Origin of the sequence: Peribacillus phoenicis, from assembly GCF_047238085.1 — a bacterium.
GTDB lineage: Bacteria > Bacillota > Bacilli > Bacillales > DSM-1321 > Peribacillus.
The window spans coordinates 4,293,435-4,310,000 of sequence record NZ_JBDFMF010000001.1; the positions used below are offsets into that span (position 1 = coordinate 4,293,435).

The following is a 16,566-nucleotide window of genomic DNA, read 5'->3' on the forward strand; positions in this document are numbered from 1 at the left end:
GGCCTTATTGCAGGAGGTTTGAGTGTTTTCTTTTTGAACAGGTCTTGTCACTCGCCCTTTGGCATTTTCAGTACTTTCCCCTCATTTAAAATTAACTTCAATGAATTCAACCTCTTCTGCACGGCTTAATGTTCCATGGGCTTTTCCAACGGTGCCTTCTTTATCTTCCCAAAAGAAGTTATGGTCCTGAACGATCGTGCTAAAATCAAAATCTCGCCACCGGGCAGCGATGGCCAGCAATCTATCTCTATGCTGAAAATCACTTGAATCCACTATTTTATAAACTTCTTCAATAATCTTAGGGGACATCGGTATAGCTCCCCATTTATCTTGCGAGCGAACCTTTTGATGAGTCATTTTATGCATGACGTCCATGACTTCCGTTTCGGTTGAGCCTTCATCAAGTCCTGTTTCAAATTCGATCCCATCATATATCGCTTTTTTCGCTTCAAGTTCCGCAGCTTTCGCTTTCGCTTCCCTTTGGGCTTCGATTTTTTCATCTTCTCTTTCTCTTTCAATTTGTTCCTTGGCTTCCCTGGCTTCAATTACCAGTTGAGCTTTTTCGTACTCATTGGAGTTCTCCATGATTTTAAAGGAAGCAACCCCCACCCCGAATAATGCAACAGCAGAGATTCCATTAATAAGTAAAACCTTTTGCGTTTTCTTCATAAAAACTTCCTCCAAGATATTTATAATGTCAGATAATATTTATTTTAACATATTAACTGGATGGACTATCCAGAAAAGGAAGACATCAAACCTTCTCATCCCTTCAATAAGAATTACAGTAGTTTCAGATATCGATAATTACCCAAGGTACCCATTCTATTTTTCCAAGAAGATTCATACGTCACTTCAAGAAAAATTGATAATACCGGGTGCCGGGCACTGTGAAGCTGAGGTAGTGGATCCAAAATAGTATTGGAACAAGATATGGGGTTTTGTGGATAAATATATGGAGTAATGTAAGAGGGTAAAAAGAAACTGCCGATATGATATCAGCAGTTTCCTTTCGTTTTCGTCCAGATTATTTTGAGCTTACATGGCGTTTTTATCAGGATTAATTAGCCTGAACGATTATTTCATCGATTATACCGTAATCCTTCGCCTCATTTGCGCTTAAGAAATAATCACGATCTGTGTCCTTCGCCACCTTTTCGATAGGCTGACCGGTCCTTTCCGAGATGATTTGATTGATATGATCCTTTAGCTTCAAAATCCTTCGGGCAGAAATTTCTATTTCCGTTGCTTGCCCCCTCGCCCCACCAAGCGGTTGATGAAGCATGATTTCACTATTTGGCAAAGCACACCTTTTCCCTTTCGTACCCGCCAATAAAAGCATGGCCCCGAATGATGCAGCCATCCCCGTACATACAGTCCGGACATCAGGCTTAATATATTGCATCGTATCATAAATGGCGAAACCGGCACTGGTCGATCCCCCTGGACTGTTTATGAAGATGGTAATTTCTTTATCTGGTGCATCAGCTGCCAAGAATAACAATTGGGCAACCACGCTATTGGCTAAATGATCGGTGATCTCTTCCCCGATCATGATGATACGGTCTTTTAGAAGTCTGGAATAAATATCGTACGAGCGCTCACCCTTGCTTGATTGCTCAATTACATATGGAATGGTGGTCATATCTCTTCTTCCTCCTAACAATAATATTGGCTATGCAGCCATTGAGAGTGTGTTTGAAGGAGTGAAGCTTGATTTGGAAAGAATCGGACGATTCATCAGTTTAGGAATCATCGATTCACTGTTCAGGGATTTGAAAGATGGGATGCTTCTAATGAGGATATCAGGATTTTGGGCTTTTAAAGCCTGTGTCATCAAGGACATGAGCCGCTGTTCCTCCTCATCCTCCCAATTTTCCACGCAAGACAACCTACTACGCTCTTCAACGTCATTGTCAAAACGCTTTTTCACACGGTTCAAGATTGCCTTTACAGCCGTTTCAGTGGTGTTCAAGTAATCTGAGATTTCTTTTGACCGATAAAGGAATCCTTCCTTTAATATGAACACTACAGCTTGTTTCGGCGTAAGGGATTTTATTATATATTCAACCGTTTCAAAAACATTTTCCCCAACTGACCCCAGCTGTTCGGTATCCAACAGATCGCCTAAAGATTCTTTTTTCCTTTTTCTTATCGTATCAATCCAGGAATGTCGGGCTATCGTCTTCAATAAAGCTGTTGTTATCTCCGTTTTCTTCCCATAGCCCTGCATTGCCTTCAATATCGTTTCCTGTGCCAAATCATCCCCATCCCAATTATTTTGGGTCAGGAATCGGCAAAACCGAATCAATTCAGGATAAACTTCACGCAAAATCGCACCGTTATCCTTTTCTTCAGAAATATCTTCCCTTAACTTATTTATCATTTTTCTCACTCCTTCAACACCCTCTATCCTATAAACGTTTCAGAAAGAGAAAAAGATATGGGGGTGAAAAATTTTCCTTCATTCTTCATTATATTCTATTCCATTTTTTCCTTTGGATTTCCTTTCATACTAAAAACCTGTTTGGTTAAGATCCAAACAGGCTAATGTCAATGTTCTGTATGCAACAAATAAGACCTCCCCCGCTGTGTACCCGGTTCGTCACCAAGTATTTCAATGAAGACCATTACTCCCCGTGCATTCCGCTTCATTCCAATAAGTAAGCCAGCCGCTTGGATGTAACGTACCTGATGTCCTTGGTGTAAATCCTGAATTTGATCCATAGGAACTCAGCTGCTATTCCAGGTGTTCAATGCATTCGACCGTGTATTCGCTAGGTTCCATTTCGTTTTCTTCGATACCAAACCAACTGGAGGTGCGACCTTTATTAGCGCTATCTTTACAATAGTTCACCATAGAACCAGCTGGATTATCTTCAGATTCAGACTCTTGATCGCTCATCTCTTCAAAATTCACCGATCGCTCGTTATGACGCTCTCTGTCTGCCTTTTCATTCTCCAGGTCTGCAAACATGAACATGCAGTAAAAAACGGCTATCATAATTGCCATAGTAATCAACCTTGAGCTTAAAGGCTGTACCTTTTTCAATATAGCTAAAACTCTCTTCATGTCGGTTTCCCCAATCCTGCTAAAGCATAATAAATTCAGAATGAATTAATTCATCTATTAAATATCCATCAATAACACTAGTTTAGAAAAATATTACTATTTTCAGTATATCAAGTTCCAGAAGTTTTTTATTGCTATTATTCAATAAACAACTAAAATACTCCGAACCCTATAAAAAGGACAGTCCAAAAATATCAGTATACTCCTCAAATTGACTTCCATCCTTTTTCAGTGTTACTCTTAAAAGTATACATTCAAAATACTGATTCCATTAGTGTGAAATAAGGGAGAACACATTTGCCAAAAGAACATTTAATAGACGTTCAACCAATCAGATCATTGGAAAAATTAGATGATATGAAATGGTCATTGAAAAGACATTGCAGCGAGAGAGACTACATATTGTTCTTGTTAGGCATCAATACCGGCTTGCGTGTAACTGATTTATTATCACTGAAGATAAAGGACATTAAAGGCAAGATGGAGGTAATCATCAAGGAAGGGAAAACAAAAAAGCCAAGATTGATACAGCTTAACAATGTATGTAATGAATTGGCAGCCTATATAGCCACCATTGATGGTGAATGGCTATTTCCCTCACGCAAGGGCGATAAGCCAATAAGTAAGATACAAGCTTACAGACAGCTTAATAAAGCAGCGGACATGGTGGACATCGTGGGCGTCGGTACCCATACCATGCGGAAAACATTCGGGTACTGGCACTATAAACGAAGTAAGAACCTTGCTGAGTTACAAATGATCCTTAACCATTCATATCCTGAAATTACACTAAGGTACATTGGGATTGCTGATGAAGTAACAGAGGACAGTTTAAATGACTTTGCACTATGGGAGGACGGAAGAAATGTCACTGGCTGAATACAATGCAAAATATGAATATATCATTCGCAGCAATATTTCCGACAGACAAAAGGCATTGAAATTAGCTGATTTAATGACCGATATGGAAGGCCAGCTAAGAAATGAAATCGGGGAACATCGAAATAAAGAGGTAAATGCTTTATATAAAAAAGTATCTCTTTTCTCCAACTTGTTATAACCAGCTTAAGACCTTGCCCTATGTGCAGAGGTCTTTTTTTCCTTGAAAGTAAATGCTTGTTTCTTTAAGGCTTTAAACTGTACCTCATTTATAATGCAGGCCCTTTTCATCTTCCTGTAACACCACACCACAACATAACATAACGAAAAAGCTCTATTTCAAGCTTCATTCCCTCTCTTCTCTGGCTCTCCTAAGCCGTATGCTTGCGATTTAATTCCAGACAACTTTCGAATAAAAAAATTAATTAATATCATCCGACTCACTCGGTAATGGTTTCAATGTTTACAAATTAAACATACTTAAGGAATACTTTTTCGCCATCATTTCCAAGATTTTTATCCCGGCAACGCTGTTCCCCTTCTCATCCAGCGCTGCACCATAAATTCCAATCCCACATTTTCCGGGGACAGCCCCCATGATCCCCCCTGACACACCGCTTTTAGCCGGTATGCCAACATTAATGGCAAATTCACCTGATGCATTATACATGCCGCAAGTTACCATGAATGTCTTGCAAATACGGGCAATGTCCCCGGGGATGATTTGCTTTCCCGTCAGCAAATCTTTTCCATTCATGGCCAGCACACAGCCTATCCTCGCTAAATCCTGACTGTCCATTTCAATGGCACACTGCTTCGAATACAATTCGATTAAATCCTCCACATCCTCATTTATTACATTATGCTGCTTTAAAAAATAGCTTAACGACCTATTCAAGTCTGCTGTATTGTATTCTGACCGGGCAACATCATCATTAAAACCGATAGTAGGATTTTGCGTCAACTCCCGGATAAAATGTAAAATACGCTGAAATCGCTCATTTACACTGTTACCCTCAATCATGTGGGTCACAGTCAATGCTCCTGCATTGATCATCGGGTTTAACGGCTTGGATGGCTTGTTTGTCTCTAACTTGGCTATCGAGTTAAAAGGGTCGCCGGTAGGTTCTTTTCCTACATAGGAAAAGACATATTCCTCTCCCTTTTCCATTAATACGAGAGCAAGTGTCAAAACTTTCGATATGCTTTGCAGGGTCATTTTACCTGTTACATCCCCAGCACAATATCCTTTTCCGTCAGGATAGTGAATTGCAACAGACAAATCCCCAGGATTCGCCTTTTCAAGAGCCGGTATATAGTCTGCCACTGTTCCCATATTTGTATATTTTTTTGCCTCATCGACCAGTTGCTGTAATTCTTCATTGGAACTGCATTGACATCCCATATTGTTCACAATTTTCCGCCCCTTAGAAAATTTGTCATGTGAAGTGTGCTTAGATATTGGTTTTATTATTTATTACCATATTTCATCGATATTATTTAAAAAATCAGGAATCGGCAACTTTCCTGGTTTTAAATTTAGATGTACAGGTTCTGAATTATTTAAGACAAAGAAAAACAACAACATATACGTCAAAGGTAAAGCAGTAAAACAGATAAGCCAACGCCTTGTAAAAAAATCGTAGCAACTTCACTGTTCTTTAAAGAAGATTTAATTTTAAAAAAGAAGGAATTAGAAGCGCTTAGGCGGAAATATATATTATCGTATAAGCTTTCATATGTATTTCACACTTGATGGAAAGTAGGCAAAGCCATGGGAAAATCGAAGAGTTTACAAGAAATCTATAACGCCAACCGTCCAGAAAATAATGAACTTTTCCGAGCGATACAACAGCGTCTACAAATCAAGCATCCAGACAAACGAATGACAGCTACGAGAACATTACAAATAATTGTGGCTGATAGTGTTTCATCTGGAGAGCTGCGTAACGTGGAAGCCCGCCTTCTTCACAGTTTATAACGACCTGTTGTTTCATAAGCCTTTGAAATGTTAGAACACAGAAAGGATCTTCGTTTCGTAACTCAGCAACATTCATTCTTTTGCTTACTTAGTGCGCTTCGGTGCAATCATTTTGCCTCTGGAAAAGTGTCTGTTTTCTATTTACTTAATTTGAGTACAGATTTACTTTCAAAGGAGTAAAAATGCTCAAAAGATAAAGATTGACAACATTATTAGTGTGACTCATACTAATGGTGACTCAAATAACAGAATATTACGAATAGTGGAGGGATAATTATGAATAAGATTTTCGTTCCTAACGCAATCGCCACTTTAACAAGACTTTTCTACAGTTCGACTACAATGAATGAGTATTTAGCGATGAGAACCGCCCAATTCTACATTGAAGACCTGAAATTACTGCAAGACGTGGAAGCTGTTGCCTTGGCAATTGAAAATCAAAATGCTTTCGCATTAATGTCTAAATTTAAATTATTTGATTATAAGGCTGCTGAAAAAATTGAAATCGCACTATCCTCTTCTGGCTATACGGAAGCGGACCTAAATGCTATGAATATTGAAATCTAAATTATTTTAAATGAACGAATGGTAGAGTTATACTCTTTGACCCATTCGTTTTTATTTTCATCGTAATAACAAACGTTGATAAAATAAACGATTTCAGTGCATAAGATTCTATCACCTTTTAAACTCCGATAAGCTGCCAAACTGTTTGATTCGATTTTGTATGCTCCTTGGTTTCAACTCCCTTGATTCTGGAGTGATTAAAAACCATTGCATAATACCCCCGCACATAATTTGTACATATTCTGTAGTGCGTCATGAACACAAAAAAGCTTCACACAATTAAGTGTGAAGCTTGATGTAATAGCGATTCTTCGCTATTGGTGATACCGGTGGCCGGGGTCGAACCGGCACTCCAGAGGAACACGATTTTGAGTCGGGTAAAACGATTATTTATTTTCCGAATCACTTATTATATACCGTTAATTATCCATTTTTATTATATTTTAATGAACATTATTTACATTTAGGATTCAAAAAGGAGTCAACTCAGTATAGACAACCTTCACGAAGTATGTACATTCTAGATGGAAAAGTATGTGAGATTATTAAGACGGTGGGAACTCTTGACCGTCTCGTTCCCAAAGAAGGAAGTCTCGTTCATCTTGCATTAAGTCTGTTGTTTCGTATAGGCTCCAATCAGTGGAATCTGACAACAAACTGGCAGGTGAAATTCTTGAATTCGCGCTGCTTAAAAGATTATATCCTCCTTTACCCATGAAAAATTCTATGCCAACATTTTTATACGTATTTGAAGTGTCTATCAGAGTGTTTTGCATCGTCAAGGGTTTAGTCGTATAATTGTTAGAATCGTTTCCATTATTATGGGAGCCGCGAACGCCGATACCTGCTTCTGGAAATGTTGCATTGGGAGAAATGTTATTGATTTCATTGCCTATTATTTTGGTTTGCTTATTAGAGCTCATGAAGACAATGCCATTGATGTTGCTATTTTCAATTTTGTTGCTTTCGATAGTGGCGTTTTTCGTTACATGTATGCCAATCCCACCGCGTGTATCCAGTGAGGCTTTCACATTATTGATATAATTGTCTTTAATCTCTACATTTTCTAGAAAACCCATCATGTTTTTATCCAAATCTGTAAACTGAGTCCCGTTAACTGCAATGCCTCTTTCGGTAATAATGTTATTGTTCGGATGAATCCCGTAAGTAGTATAGTCACTTTCTCTACTAATCCTATTATTTGATATTGTAATGTTTTTTGGAGGATAAGCTGACAGTTTTCCACTATCATAATCAAGACCACCAACAATAATAGGGAATCGGGTATTTAGAATAATGTTGTTTATAAATGATACGTTCTGTCCGGAATGAGTATCAATTCCCTCCCATGTCGGGTTGTTTGCGACAACATTCCCATCCACCATAATGGTGTTACTTGGTGGGAGAACAGCTTGTGAGGCAGCCACATCGAGTCCTTTTCCTTCAATATCTGCCGGATTCACTTTGCGATGACTAAAGGCAATCCCATAGCTCTGTTTCGCACTGCCTACTGTTTCGCCAGGCCAAAGATCTTTAACCGTGACATTACGTATATCGACGTTATTCGCAGAGTATCCGGCAATACCAGCATACCCAATGTCGGATATCACCATATTTTTCTTATATAAAATATCTGACCCTTTAATTGTTACGTTATAGACATGCTCTAAATAGATGCCAAACCCGTTAAACCCTTTGATATGAACATCTTCAATCGTGATGTTTTCTAATCGTTTGGCTGTTGGATAGATATCGACGAGATCCGTTGTTGTTTTTGTTTGGTCGATTGCCGTAGCCTGTATGGCTCGGTGTTTCGCATTGTATAGTTTATCTGTCCTTTTTCCATTAAATATGATTTTTTTTACACCTGTATGACTGTGCATTTTTAGTGTGACAGGATCTCCTGTGTGAACATTATGAATGGTCGTCAGGGGCGTGCCATCAGCTGCGGCAGTTCCTTCTAATGTGACTCCACTCTTTAAGTCGATAAATGCGCTTATGTGAATATCTGCAGACGGTAAGACAACAATGCCTGTCCCTTTCGCCGCAGCAATGGCATCGTGGATGGCGATTCGCCAATAGCTCGCGTTGCTTGTCGTATTAAAGCATTTAAGTGGCTTGCCACGTGATTCTTTTGAGGAAGAAAGGATATTCCGGTCATTATCTAGGATTTGAATATAGATGTCTTCTTTCGTTTCACATGTTTCTCCATAAGCAGTCGTATTAAGTGAGAAGAACAATATCATGAATAGGGATACGATTCCGACTTTGCTGTAAATAGGGTGCATATAGGTCTCCGATCTTTCTCATTTATGAACACATGTATGGCCAAGGAGAGTATTCCCCTTGGCCATACATCTCTTCTTATTATTGAACTGTTGTCGCATTTTTATTTGACGTGTATTGTCCATTAATTTGGACGCCTTCATCGATCGTTACGACATCTCCCTTTTGAAGACGGCGTACGTCTCCTGACTTCGTGACAACAAAACGACTATAGATGCGATATGTTCCGTCTTTTTCAATTTTTCCAGCCCCAGCCTGTTTAGGTGTAATCACACGTTGAAGGATTCCATTGACCACAAGACGCAACGTTTGTGTCCCTTTTTCGGCTGTACCAGTGACATAGTCCGCCTTTGATTCAACGGTGTTAACCCTTATTGGAGATGTAATGGTCCACCCCACCTTCATATGAGCTTGTAAATGTTCTGGGGTCCGCAGTCCATAATCCACTGTAATCTGATCGGCATTCCGTATAGGACGGTTTATCGTATCCGTTACTTTAATGAAACGAGTTGGAATCGTGAAATACCCGTCTTCCTCCACCATTGCAATTCGTTGAGGAACCCCATTTACGAGTAAGCGGACGGTCTTGTGCCCATCGATGACGTAGCCAGTAACAGCTTGAAGACGTTCGGTAACAGCATTCAGTTTAGGAGCTACTCCATCAACAACTGTAATATGCGTAGGATCGCTCTCAACTCCCCTTGCATCAGCAACCCTTACTTCTACTTTAGTACCTTGAGATAGGGATGGGACTGGTATCGAAAAATGACCTTGCGAATCTGCTGTCCCCGTATACGATTTCCCCTCAACCATTGCATGAACGGTATATCCAGGTTTGGTTGTACCTGTAATAGACGTATTCAGAATGGAAAGGGGCTGTAAGTTTGGTGGTTCAGGTAAATCAACAACCTCGACTGATACCGTTTTTATATATCCTGGAACTGGTTCAATGGTTACTTGGTATGTTCCAGCTTCTTGACCTGTTAATGACACCTTTTGGATGGATGCAGAATCAATCTGAAGTCCAGATTCAGAGGTTGTAACCACAGGTTTAACTTGCCTAAAGTGAGTCTTAGAGAGGTCGGTTAGCGTTAAGCCGTCGTGAGTCCATGACAAGGGAACGTCTAGACTGGTCCCTAGTGCAATACGGATTGATTCAGGAACAGACACCTGGTATTGATTAGCTGTATCTGATAAAAAATTTTGATCTGCTATCATCTTTTCAATATTGAGTGGATTATCCACTATGTAGTTTTGAGTCAGATTCACAGTGTGTAATTTAGATAATGTGTTTATAGATGATACGTCATTGATTTGATTACCAGCTAGATTTAATGTTTCAATATTTGACAAATCACTGAGTACTGAGATATCTTGAATTCGATTATTTTCTAAAGAAATGGATGTTAATTTTTTTAGAGCTTGAAGGTGAGAAATATCGTTCAAATTGGTTCGATTTATAGAGATAGATTCCAACAACTTTAAATTCTTTATAAAACTTATATCTTCAATAGGACTTGAACTTGTATTGAATCGCGTATTTCCTAAGACTAACTCTTCTAAATTTACTAAATGAGATATCGGAGAGAGATTGCTCAACCTATAAGAACCAGACAAGTTCAATTTCGTTAGATTAGTTAAAGAACTTAGCGATACTATGTTTACGCTATCTGTGCTCATATTTAATTCTGTTAGTTTTGTTAGTGAAGAAATAGGCGATAAATCTTTAGCCGATACCGATACAGCATCTAGTTTTTCAAGGTTAGTAGCATGCTCTAAACCGCTCAAATTTTCAACATTTACGATTTTTAAATTTGATATTTTACTTAGCATGTCTTTAGTCATAATTGTGTCAGAAGTTACTCCAAGTTCCTTTGCTATAGCTGTTTTTAAATATACATCTGGAATATCTACAGTTTCTTCATCGTGAGATGGAATTGTAGGGGCTGTAACAAAATCTCGCTCTTCAATATTTGTTTTTATATTCGCTCGTTCTTCGATCCCCTCACTTGGAGTTTGAGTTTCCTCCTCTTTTGTTGTTTCTTCAGGAATGATAGGAACTTCTACTTGTTCTTTGGTAGTTGTCCCTTCTTTTTCGTCTACTTGATCTTTATCTGAATTCGCTTCTATTACCGACTCAGATTCTCCTGACATTCCATTTAATGGTCGGGCTGATGCGTCGAATGTCGCCTCTGATGAAAGTTTTATATCCTCGTTCTTTTCCTTCAAAGCTTCTTCAGAACGTGGAGATTCAACTAAACTTGCTTTTTTAGCTTCCTTTGTCGGTAAAGGCTTCTCTGAATTTGAATTTGTTTCAAAAAGTGAAGCTTGCTGTTCCTCTTTGTTAGTCTCAGCAGATGGTGATTCTAAACCCACTGCAAAAATTGGCAGTGATTGACTCGATAAAATGACAGCTGTCAGAACGGTCGTTATCGTTTTCATTCGTTGTTTCTCCTCTATTTTTATGTCTCTTTAACAAATTTATGTTACAAGCAAATGGTAGAAATAAATAACAATAGTGCAAAGATCACCAGTCGCTGAAAAATTAATTGTGGAAAAATCGATAAGTAAAGAAGCTCCGTTCTTTTTTAATGAACGTTCTAAAACAGCAAGTACAGTAAAAAATGAAGCGGCAGATGCTTCAAAAGATTTTAGCGATCCCTCAAACCCATCTAAAATCCATAATAATTTAAAACTCTATGCAGAAGAAGTAAATATGATTTTTTCTAATTGGACAAGTCAACACTATGTTTATGGGAAATTGTCCTATCAGAATCACTGTGTATAAATAGTATTTTCCTCGGATAAATTTTTTCAATAGCTTCTATGGGCTTTATACTATTTATATCTATACGAGAAATAAAAGGTAATAACCAAAGAATAATTGGCGTAAATGGTTATTTAGGAAGCTTTGTGAATTAAAACATACTCTCAAAAAGTATGACCTCAAGTCACTGAATGGACTGTCTGCAATCACAGTTCCCACACACTCTTCCTCCGCTGCTGCTAATAATGCAGTAGCACCACCCATAGAAAAACCTATTAACCCAATCAACAGCACCTTGCATATCATTTTTTTCATAATAACCCAAAGTGGTCATATTACCCTCTGAATTTACCCAAGCCCTAAAATCAAAAAGCAAGCAACTAACCTCCTCGCCAATTAGAAATTTTACTAATTCCAACGCATTAGCCCTAGGTTCTACTCTATTTGCCAAGTATCCATAGCCAAAAATCAAGACCATTTTTTCTTTCCCCAAAGCCGGTATAAACCATCCCTATAAATTTATTTCATTCCCCCTACTTTTGAATTCTATATCTTCAAATTCCATTAAATAATCACTAGGATAACTATTTACAGGTTTCGCATTCGGATGTATCAATTTTCACCCAACAAATAAAGAAACCAAAACTATAAGAACCACTACGATAATAAAGCCCAAAATTAAATATCCCAAAACTACCCACTTCCTATTTATTTAAACTATTTTACCAGTTATTTCACATCTCAAGATTTTTTTTTAGAAACGCCAATCACCAAAAAAGAAACCCCCAAAAAAACATTTAAGGTATACAATAAAACGTGCAACTTAAATTCTAATTATTGTACAATTAAAAAAATCAAAATGTTCCTCACCATTAATTTCAACATAGTCTGGAGTTAGATCGTCCACATAAAAAGACACGCCAAAAAGAAGGAGGTGAAGTTACAAATTCGCAATGGAGTAAAGTTTGGTAGAAGGAAAATCGAATTGACTGACACATTTCCATCTGTCTATCAAGAATGGAAACAACAGAAGAGTAAAGGAAACACGAAAGGATTTGTTGCTTGTAATGCACGTGCAACAAACGAATTTAAAGAAAAGGAATCGCTTGCTTATGTGGTGAATCGCTTCATGAATCCGTATGAAAAGAAATTCTTTAGTGTACGTGGCATAGAGGTGAATGAAGATATGTATGCATTATCTGAATTCATTCAGTGGATATGGAGAAGCAGAATCAGGAAAGGTAAAGCTATTAACCTATACATTCCAAGTAAACGTATGCGGTCAATATTAGAAGAATATTTATTGAATGATATGTAAAGTTATTGACCAACTGTATCTCCAGCAGTTGGTCACAATTAACTAATATTTCTGCATTAATTTAAAATATTAGTTAGGGTAAATTAAAGGTATGATTTCGTTTAGTTTTATTCTCTCCTTGTCTAATTCCTTTGTTAGAGTAGACAAATATGCGTCTAACATAAATCTATTCAACATCATGTCATTTAAATCAATTAATTTTTCTGGAAGTTTTCCTTTACGTGTTCTTCAGTAACACTGGAAGGTTTAAGTACAGTTAAGTCTATACCCTGTTCAGATTAGTGAGTTAGAAAAACTGAAATTTCATTACGATAATACTTGATGGTGTACGGTCTCAAATTGCGTATATCACAATCTCTTTCAAACAGTTCTCATGCATCTTTGAACGATTGGACGTACGATTGCTTTTTTTGACGAACAATAGAAAGTTCAGCTTCACTTAAACCATTTTTCCGCCTAGCCATTACAGTAATCACCCCTATCTATGCACACGATTAGTTCACACGATTAGAAGATATTTAGTAAAGACCATTTCTCAAAAAATAAACACAAAAAAACCGTTACCCACTACTGTGAGAAACGGTTTAAATTGCGGTACTTATTCACTATTAAATTACTGATATAAGCACCATGTTTCGACTTCTTTTGATACCGGTGGCCGGGGTCGAACCGGCACTCCAGAGGAACACGATTTTGAGTCGTGCGCGTCTGCCAATTCCGCCACACCGGCATGTTTGTTGGAGGCGGCAACCGGAATCGAACCGGTGGTAAAGGTTTTGCAGACCTCTGCCTTACCGCTTGGCTATGCCGCCAACGTTTTTGGAGCGAAAGACGGGATTCGAACCCGCGACCCCAACCTTGGCAAGGTTGTATTCTACCACTGAACTACTTTCGCATATGGCTGGGCTAGAAGGGATCGAACCTTCGCATGACGGAATCAAAATCCGTTGCCTTACCGCTTGGCTATAGCCCAATAACGTTGTAATCATTATACCATGTTTTTTAAAATGGGGCGACTGATGGGAATCGAACCCACGAATGCCTGAACCACAATCAGGTGCGTTAACCACTTCGCCACAATCGCCATTATAGGATTGAAATTGGCAGGGGTAGTAGGACTCGAACCCACACTGGAGGTTTTGGAGACCTCTGTTCTACCTTTAAACTATACCCCTGTAAGAAAAATGGTGGAGGGGGGCAGATTCGAACTGCCGAACCCGAAGGAGCGGATTTACAGTCCGCCGCGTTTAGCCACTTCGCTACCCCTCCGCATATGGATGAAACATGGTGCCGGCAAGAGGACTTGAACCCCCAACCTACTGATTACAAGTCAGTTGCTCTACCAGTTGAGCTACACCGGCACTACTATGGTGGCTCAGGACGGAATCGAACCGCCGACACAAGGATTTTCAGTCCTTTGCTCTACCGACTGAGCTACTGAGCCAAACAATAAAAATGGCGGTCCCGACGGGAATCGAACCCGCGATCTCCTGCGTGACAGGCAGGCATGTTAACCGCTACACCACGGGACCATAGATTGCGGGGACAGGATTTGAACCTGCGACCTTCGGGTTATGAGCCCGACGAGCTACCGGACTGCTCCACCCCGCGACGGTAATAATGTTGCTATTGAGCATCAAGTTTTCGTGTTGAGCGTTTCAATGGGCTGAATAATCAATCCTTTATGCAGAAACAACCTGATCTTATTGAAAAATGGTGGAGGATGACGGGATCGAACCGCCGACCCTCTGCTTGTAAGGCAGATGCTCTCCCAGCTGAGCTAATCCTCCAATATGTTGTCTAAATGGTGACCCGTACGGGATTCGAACCCGTGTTACCGCCGTGAAAGGGCGGTGTCTTAACCGCTTGACCAACGGGCCAGGTATAAATGGCGGAGAGCAAGGGATTTGAACCCTTGAGACAGGGTTACCCGTCTACACGATTTCCAATCGTGCTCCTTCGGCCACTCGGACAGCTCTCCAATAATGGCTCCGCAGGTAGGACTCGAACCTACGACCGTTCGGTTAACAGCCGAATGCTCTACCACTGAGCTACTGCGGAACAATATAAGCTTGGCGACGTCCTACTCTCACAGGGGGAAACCCCCAACTACCATCGGCGCTGAAGAGCTTAACTGCCGTGTTCGGAATGGGAACGGGTGTGACCTCTTCGCTATCGTCACCAAACAATGTTTACATTTTTTCAAGACATATATTATTATAACGTCTTTTTGAGAAAATGCAAGAAGAAATTTTCATTCTTTCAAAACTAGATAATAAGAAGGTATTTCATTTTTAAAAAGCGTTGGTTAAGTCCTCGATCTATTAGTATCAGTCAGCTCCACATGTCACCATGCTTCCACCTCTGACCTATCAACCTGATCATCTTTCAGGGATCTTACTAGCTTGCGCCATGGGAAATCTCATCTTGAGGGGGGCTTCATGCTTAGATGCTTTCAGCACTTATCCCGTCCGCACGTAGCTACCCAGCTATGCCTTTGGCAAGACAACTGGTACACCAGCGGTGCGTCCATCCCGGTCCTCTCGTACTAAGGACAGCTCCTCTCAAATTTCCTGCGCCCGCGACGGATAGGGACCGAACTGTCTCACGACGTTCTGAACCCAGCTCGCGTACCGCTTTAATGGGCGAACAGCCCAACCCTTGGGACCGACTACAGCCCCAGGATGCGATGAGCCGACATCGAGGTGCCAAACCTCCCCGTCGATGTGGACTCTTGGGGGAGATAAGCCTGTTATCCCCGGGGTAGCTTTTATCCGTTGAGCGATGGCCCTTCCATGCGGAACCACCGGATCACTAAGCCCGACTTTCGTCCCTGCTCGACTTGTAGGTCTCGCAGTCAAGCTCCCTTGTGCCTTTACACTCTACGAATGATTTCCAACCATTCTGAGGGAACCTTTGGGCGCCTCCGTTACTCTTTAGGAGGCGACCGCCCCAGTCAAACTGCCCACCTGACACTGTCTCCCACCCCGATAAGGGGCGCGGGTTAGAATTTCAATACAGCCAGGGTAGTATCCCACCAACGCCTCCACCGAAGCTGGCGCTCCGGCTTCTCAGGCTCCTACCTATCCTGTACAAGCTGTACCAAAATTCAATATCAGGCTGCAGTAAAGCTCCACGGGGTCTTTCCGTCCTGTCGCGGGTAACCTGCATCTTCACAGGTACTATAATTTCACCGAGTCTCTCGTTGAGACAGTGCCCAGATCGTTACACCTTTCGTGCGGGTCGGAACTTACCCGACAAGGAATTTCGCTACCTTAGGACCGTTATAGTTACGGCCGCCGTTTACTGGGGCTTCGGTTCAAAGCTTCGCTTGCGCTAACCTCTCCCCTTAACCTTCCAGCACCGGGCAGGTGTCAGCCCCTATACTTCGCCTTGCGGCTTCGCAGAGACCTGTGTTTTTGCTAAACAGTCGCCTGGGCCTATTCACTGCGGCTTTTCTGGGCTATTCACCCTAAAAAGCACCCCTTCTCCCGAAGTTACGGGGTCATTTTGCCGAGTTCCTTAACGAGAGTTCTCTCGCACACCTTAGGATTCTCTCCTCGCCTACCTGTGTCGGTTTGCGGTACGGGCACCTTACATCTCACTAGAGGCTTTTCTTGGCAGCGTGGAATCAGGAACTTCGGTACTATATTTCCCTCGCCATCACAGCTCCGCCTTAATGGAAACGGGATTTG

At 40.5% G+C, this 16,566-nt stretch carries 14 protein-coding genes, 15 tRNA genes and 2 rRNA genes (1 of these 31 cut by a window edge); 6 read left to right on the forward strand and 25 right to left on the reverse strand.

Annotated elements, in window-relative coordinates; all coding sequences use genetic code 11:
• Positions 1–81: 81 nt before the first annotated feature.
• The 5 genes from ABC374_RS21050 to ABC374_RS21070 all read right to left on the reverse strand — a co-directional run bounded on the left by ABC374_RS21050 (position 82) and on the right by ABC374_RS21070 (position 3,073).
• Positions 82–669, reverse strand: a complete 588-nt coding sequence (locus tag ABC374_RS21050; RefSeq protein WP_413019653.1) for a DUF6241 domain-containing protein — start codon at positions 667–669, stop codon at positions 82–84.
• A gap of 391 nt (positions 670–1,060) precedes the next feature.
• Positions 1,061–1,645 carry an ATP-dependent Clp endopeptidase proteolytic subunit ClpP gene (clpP, locus tag ABC374_RS21055; protein ID WP_101223429.1) on the reverse strand — a complete coding sequence of 195 codons (585 nt, stop codon included), beginning with the start codon at positions 1,643–1,645 and terminating at the stop codon, positions 1,061–1,063.
• A gap of 30 nt (positions 1,646–1,675) precedes the next feature.
• Positions 1,676–2,386, reverse strand: coding sequence for a sigma factor (locus ABC374_RS21060; RefSeq protein ID WP_350300225.1), 711 nt, complete (start codon positions 2,384–2,386; stop codon positions 1,676–1,678).
• Between the two features lie 167 nt (positions 2,387–2,553).
• Positions 2,554–2,727 carry a hypothetical protein gene (locus ABC374_RS21065; protein ID WP_413019654.1) on the reverse strand — a complete coding sequence of 58 codons (174 nt, stop codon included), beginning with the start codon at positions 2,725–2,727 and terminating at the stop codon, positions 2,554–2,556.
• A 13-nt stretch (positions 2,728–2,740) separates the two neighbouring features.
• A complete protein-coding gene (locus ABC374_RS21070) occupies positions 2,741–3,073 on the reverse strand; it encodes a hypothetical protein (RefSeq protein ID WP_413019655.1) in 333 nt (110 codons plus the stop codon).
• 357 nt (positions 3,074–3,430) lie between these two features.
• Here ABC374_RS21070 and ABC374_RS21075 point away from each other — a divergent pair, with 357 nt between their 5' ends.
• On the forward strand, positions 3,431–3,952 hold the full coding sequence (locus ABC374_RS21075; RefSeq protein ID WP_350302956.1) for a tyrosine-type recombinase/integrase: 522 nt from the start codon (positions 3,431–3,433) through the stop codon (positions 3,950–3,952).
• On the forward strand, positions 3,939–4,133 hold the full coding sequence (locus ABC374_RS21080; protein WP_350300229.1) for a hypothetical protein: 195 nt from the start codon (positions 3,939–3,941) through the stop codon (positions 4,131–4,133). Before ABC374_RS21075 ends, ABC374_RS21080 begins: the two co-directional genes overlap by 14 nt.
• A gap of 282 nt (positions 4,134–4,415) precedes the next feature.
• On the opposite strand, the gene glsA is transcribed toward ABC374_RS21080, so the two are convergent.
• Positions 4,416–5,357: a glutaminase A gene (gene glsA / locus ABC374_RS21085; RefSeq protein WP_413020419.1), complete on the reverse strand. Its 942-nt coding sequence runs from the start codon at positions 5,355–5,357 to the stop codon at positions 4,416–4,418.
• 369 nt (positions 5,358–5,726) lie between these two features.
• On the opposite strand from glsA, the gene ABC374_RS21090 reads away from it, so the two are divergent.
• Positions 5,727–5,933, forward strand: coding sequence for a hypothetical protein (locus ABC374_RS21090; protein ID WP_350300230.1), 207 nt, complete (start codon positions 5,727–5,729; stop codon positions 5,931–5,933).
• A gap of 276 nt (positions 5,934–6,209) precedes the next feature.
• Complete coding sequence (locus ABC374_RS21095; protein ID WP_350300231.1) at positions 6,210–6,500, forward strand: hypothetical protein; 291 nt, start codon at positions 6,210–6,212, stop codon at positions 6,498–6,500.
• Positions 6,501–7,045: 545 nt separating this feature from the next.
• Here the strand turns inward: ABC374_RS21095 and ABC374_RS21100 are convergent.
• A complete protein-coding gene (locus ABC374_RS21100) occupies positions 7,046–8,788 on the reverse strand; it encodes a right-handed parallel beta-helix repeat-containing protein (protein WP_413019656.1) in 1,743 nt (580 codons plus the stop codon).
• A gap of 79 nt (positions 8,789–8,867) precedes the next feature.
• Positions 8,868–11,228, reverse strand: coding sequence for an Ig-like domain-containing protein (locus ABC374_RS21105; protein WP_413019657.1), 2,361 nt, complete (start codon positions 11,226–11,228; stop codon positions 8,868–8,870).
• Between the two features lie 76 nt (positions 11,229–11,304).
• Between ABC374_RS21105 and ABC374_RS21110 the strand changes: the two genes are divergently transcribed.
• Positions 11,305–11,574 carry a hypothetical protein gene (locus ABC374_RS21110; RefSeq protein ID WP_336865297.1) on the forward strand — a complete coding sequence of 90 codons (270 nt, stop codon included), beginning with the start codon at positions 11,305–11,307 and terminating at the stop codon, positions 11,572–11,574.
• A gap of 913 nt (positions 11,575–12,487) precedes the next feature.
• On the forward strand, positions 12,488–12,871 hold the full coding sequence (locus tag ABC374_RS21115) for a hypothetical protein (protein WP_488199291.1): 384 nt from the start codon (positions 12,488–12,490) through the stop codon (positions 12,869–12,871).
• Between the two features lie 649 nt (positions 12,872–13,520).
• Here the strand turns inward: ABC374_RS21115 and ABC374_RS21120 are convergent.
• The 17 genes from ABC374_RS21120 to ABC374_RS21200 all read right to left on the reverse strand — a co-directional run.
• Positions 13,521–13,601 (reverse strand) — tRNA-Leu (locus tag ABC374_RS21120).
• Between the two features lie 8 nt (positions 13,602–13,609).
• Positions 13,610–13,683: transfer RNA gene (locus ABC374_RS21125), tRNA-Cys, on the reverse strand.
• 8 nt (positions 13,684–13,691) lie between these two features.
• Positions 13,692–13,766: transfer RNA gene (locus ABC374_RS21130), tRNA-Gly, on the reverse strand.
• Positions 13,767–13,769: 3 nt separating this feature from the next.
• A tRNA-Gln gene (locus tag ABC374_RS21135) sits at positions 13,770–13,844 on the reverse strand.
• 35 nt (positions 13,845–13,879) lie between these two features.
• Positions 13,880–13,955, reverse strand: a tRNA-His gene (locus ABC374_RS21140).
• Positions 13,956–13,972: 17 nt separating this feature from the next.
• Positions 13,973–14,046, reverse strand: a tRNA-Trp gene (locus tag ABC374_RS21145).
• A gap of 10 nt (positions 14,047–14,056) precedes the next feature.
• Positions 14,057–14,140, reverse strand: a tRNA-Tyr gene (locus ABC374_RS21150).
• Positions 14,141–14,156: 16 nt separating this feature from the next.
• A tRNA-Thr gene (locus tag ABC374_RS21155) sits at positions 14,157–14,232 on the reverse strand.
• 7 nt (positions 14,233–14,239) lie between these two features.
• Positions 14,240–14,315 (reverse strand) — tRNA-Phe (locus ABC374_RS21160).
• Between the two features lie 12 nt (positions 14,316–14,327).
• A tRNA-Asp gene (locus ABC374_RS21165) sits at positions 14,328–14,403 on the reverse strand.
• 5 nt (positions 14,404–14,408) lie between these two features.
• Positions 14,409–14,482, reverse strand: a tRNA-Met gene (locus ABC374_RS21170).
• A gap of 103 nt (positions 14,483–14,585) precedes the next feature.
• Positions 14,586–14,661: transfer RNA gene (locus ABC374_RS21175), tRNA-Val, on the reverse strand.
• 15 nt (positions 14,662–14,676) lie between these two features.
• Positions 14,677–14,751, reverse strand: a tRNA-Glu gene (locus tag ABC374_RS21180).
• Between the two features lie 9 nt (positions 14,752–14,760).
• Positions 14,761–14,852, reverse strand: a tRNA-Ser gene (locus ABC374_RS21185).
• A 5-nt stretch (positions 14,853–14,857) separates the two neighbouring features.
• Positions 14,858–14,932: transfer RNA gene (locus tag ABC374_RS21190), tRNA-Asn, on the reverse strand.
• A 9-nt stretch (positions 14,933–14,941) separates the two neighbouring features.
• Positions 14,942–15,057, reverse strand: a 5S ribosomal RNA gene (rrf, locus tag ABC374_RS21195).
• A 118-nt stretch (positions 15,058–15,175) separates the two neighbouring features.
• Positions 15,176–16,566 (reverse strand): 23S ribosomal RNA (locus ABC374_RS21200); it runs 1,542 nt beyond the window's last position.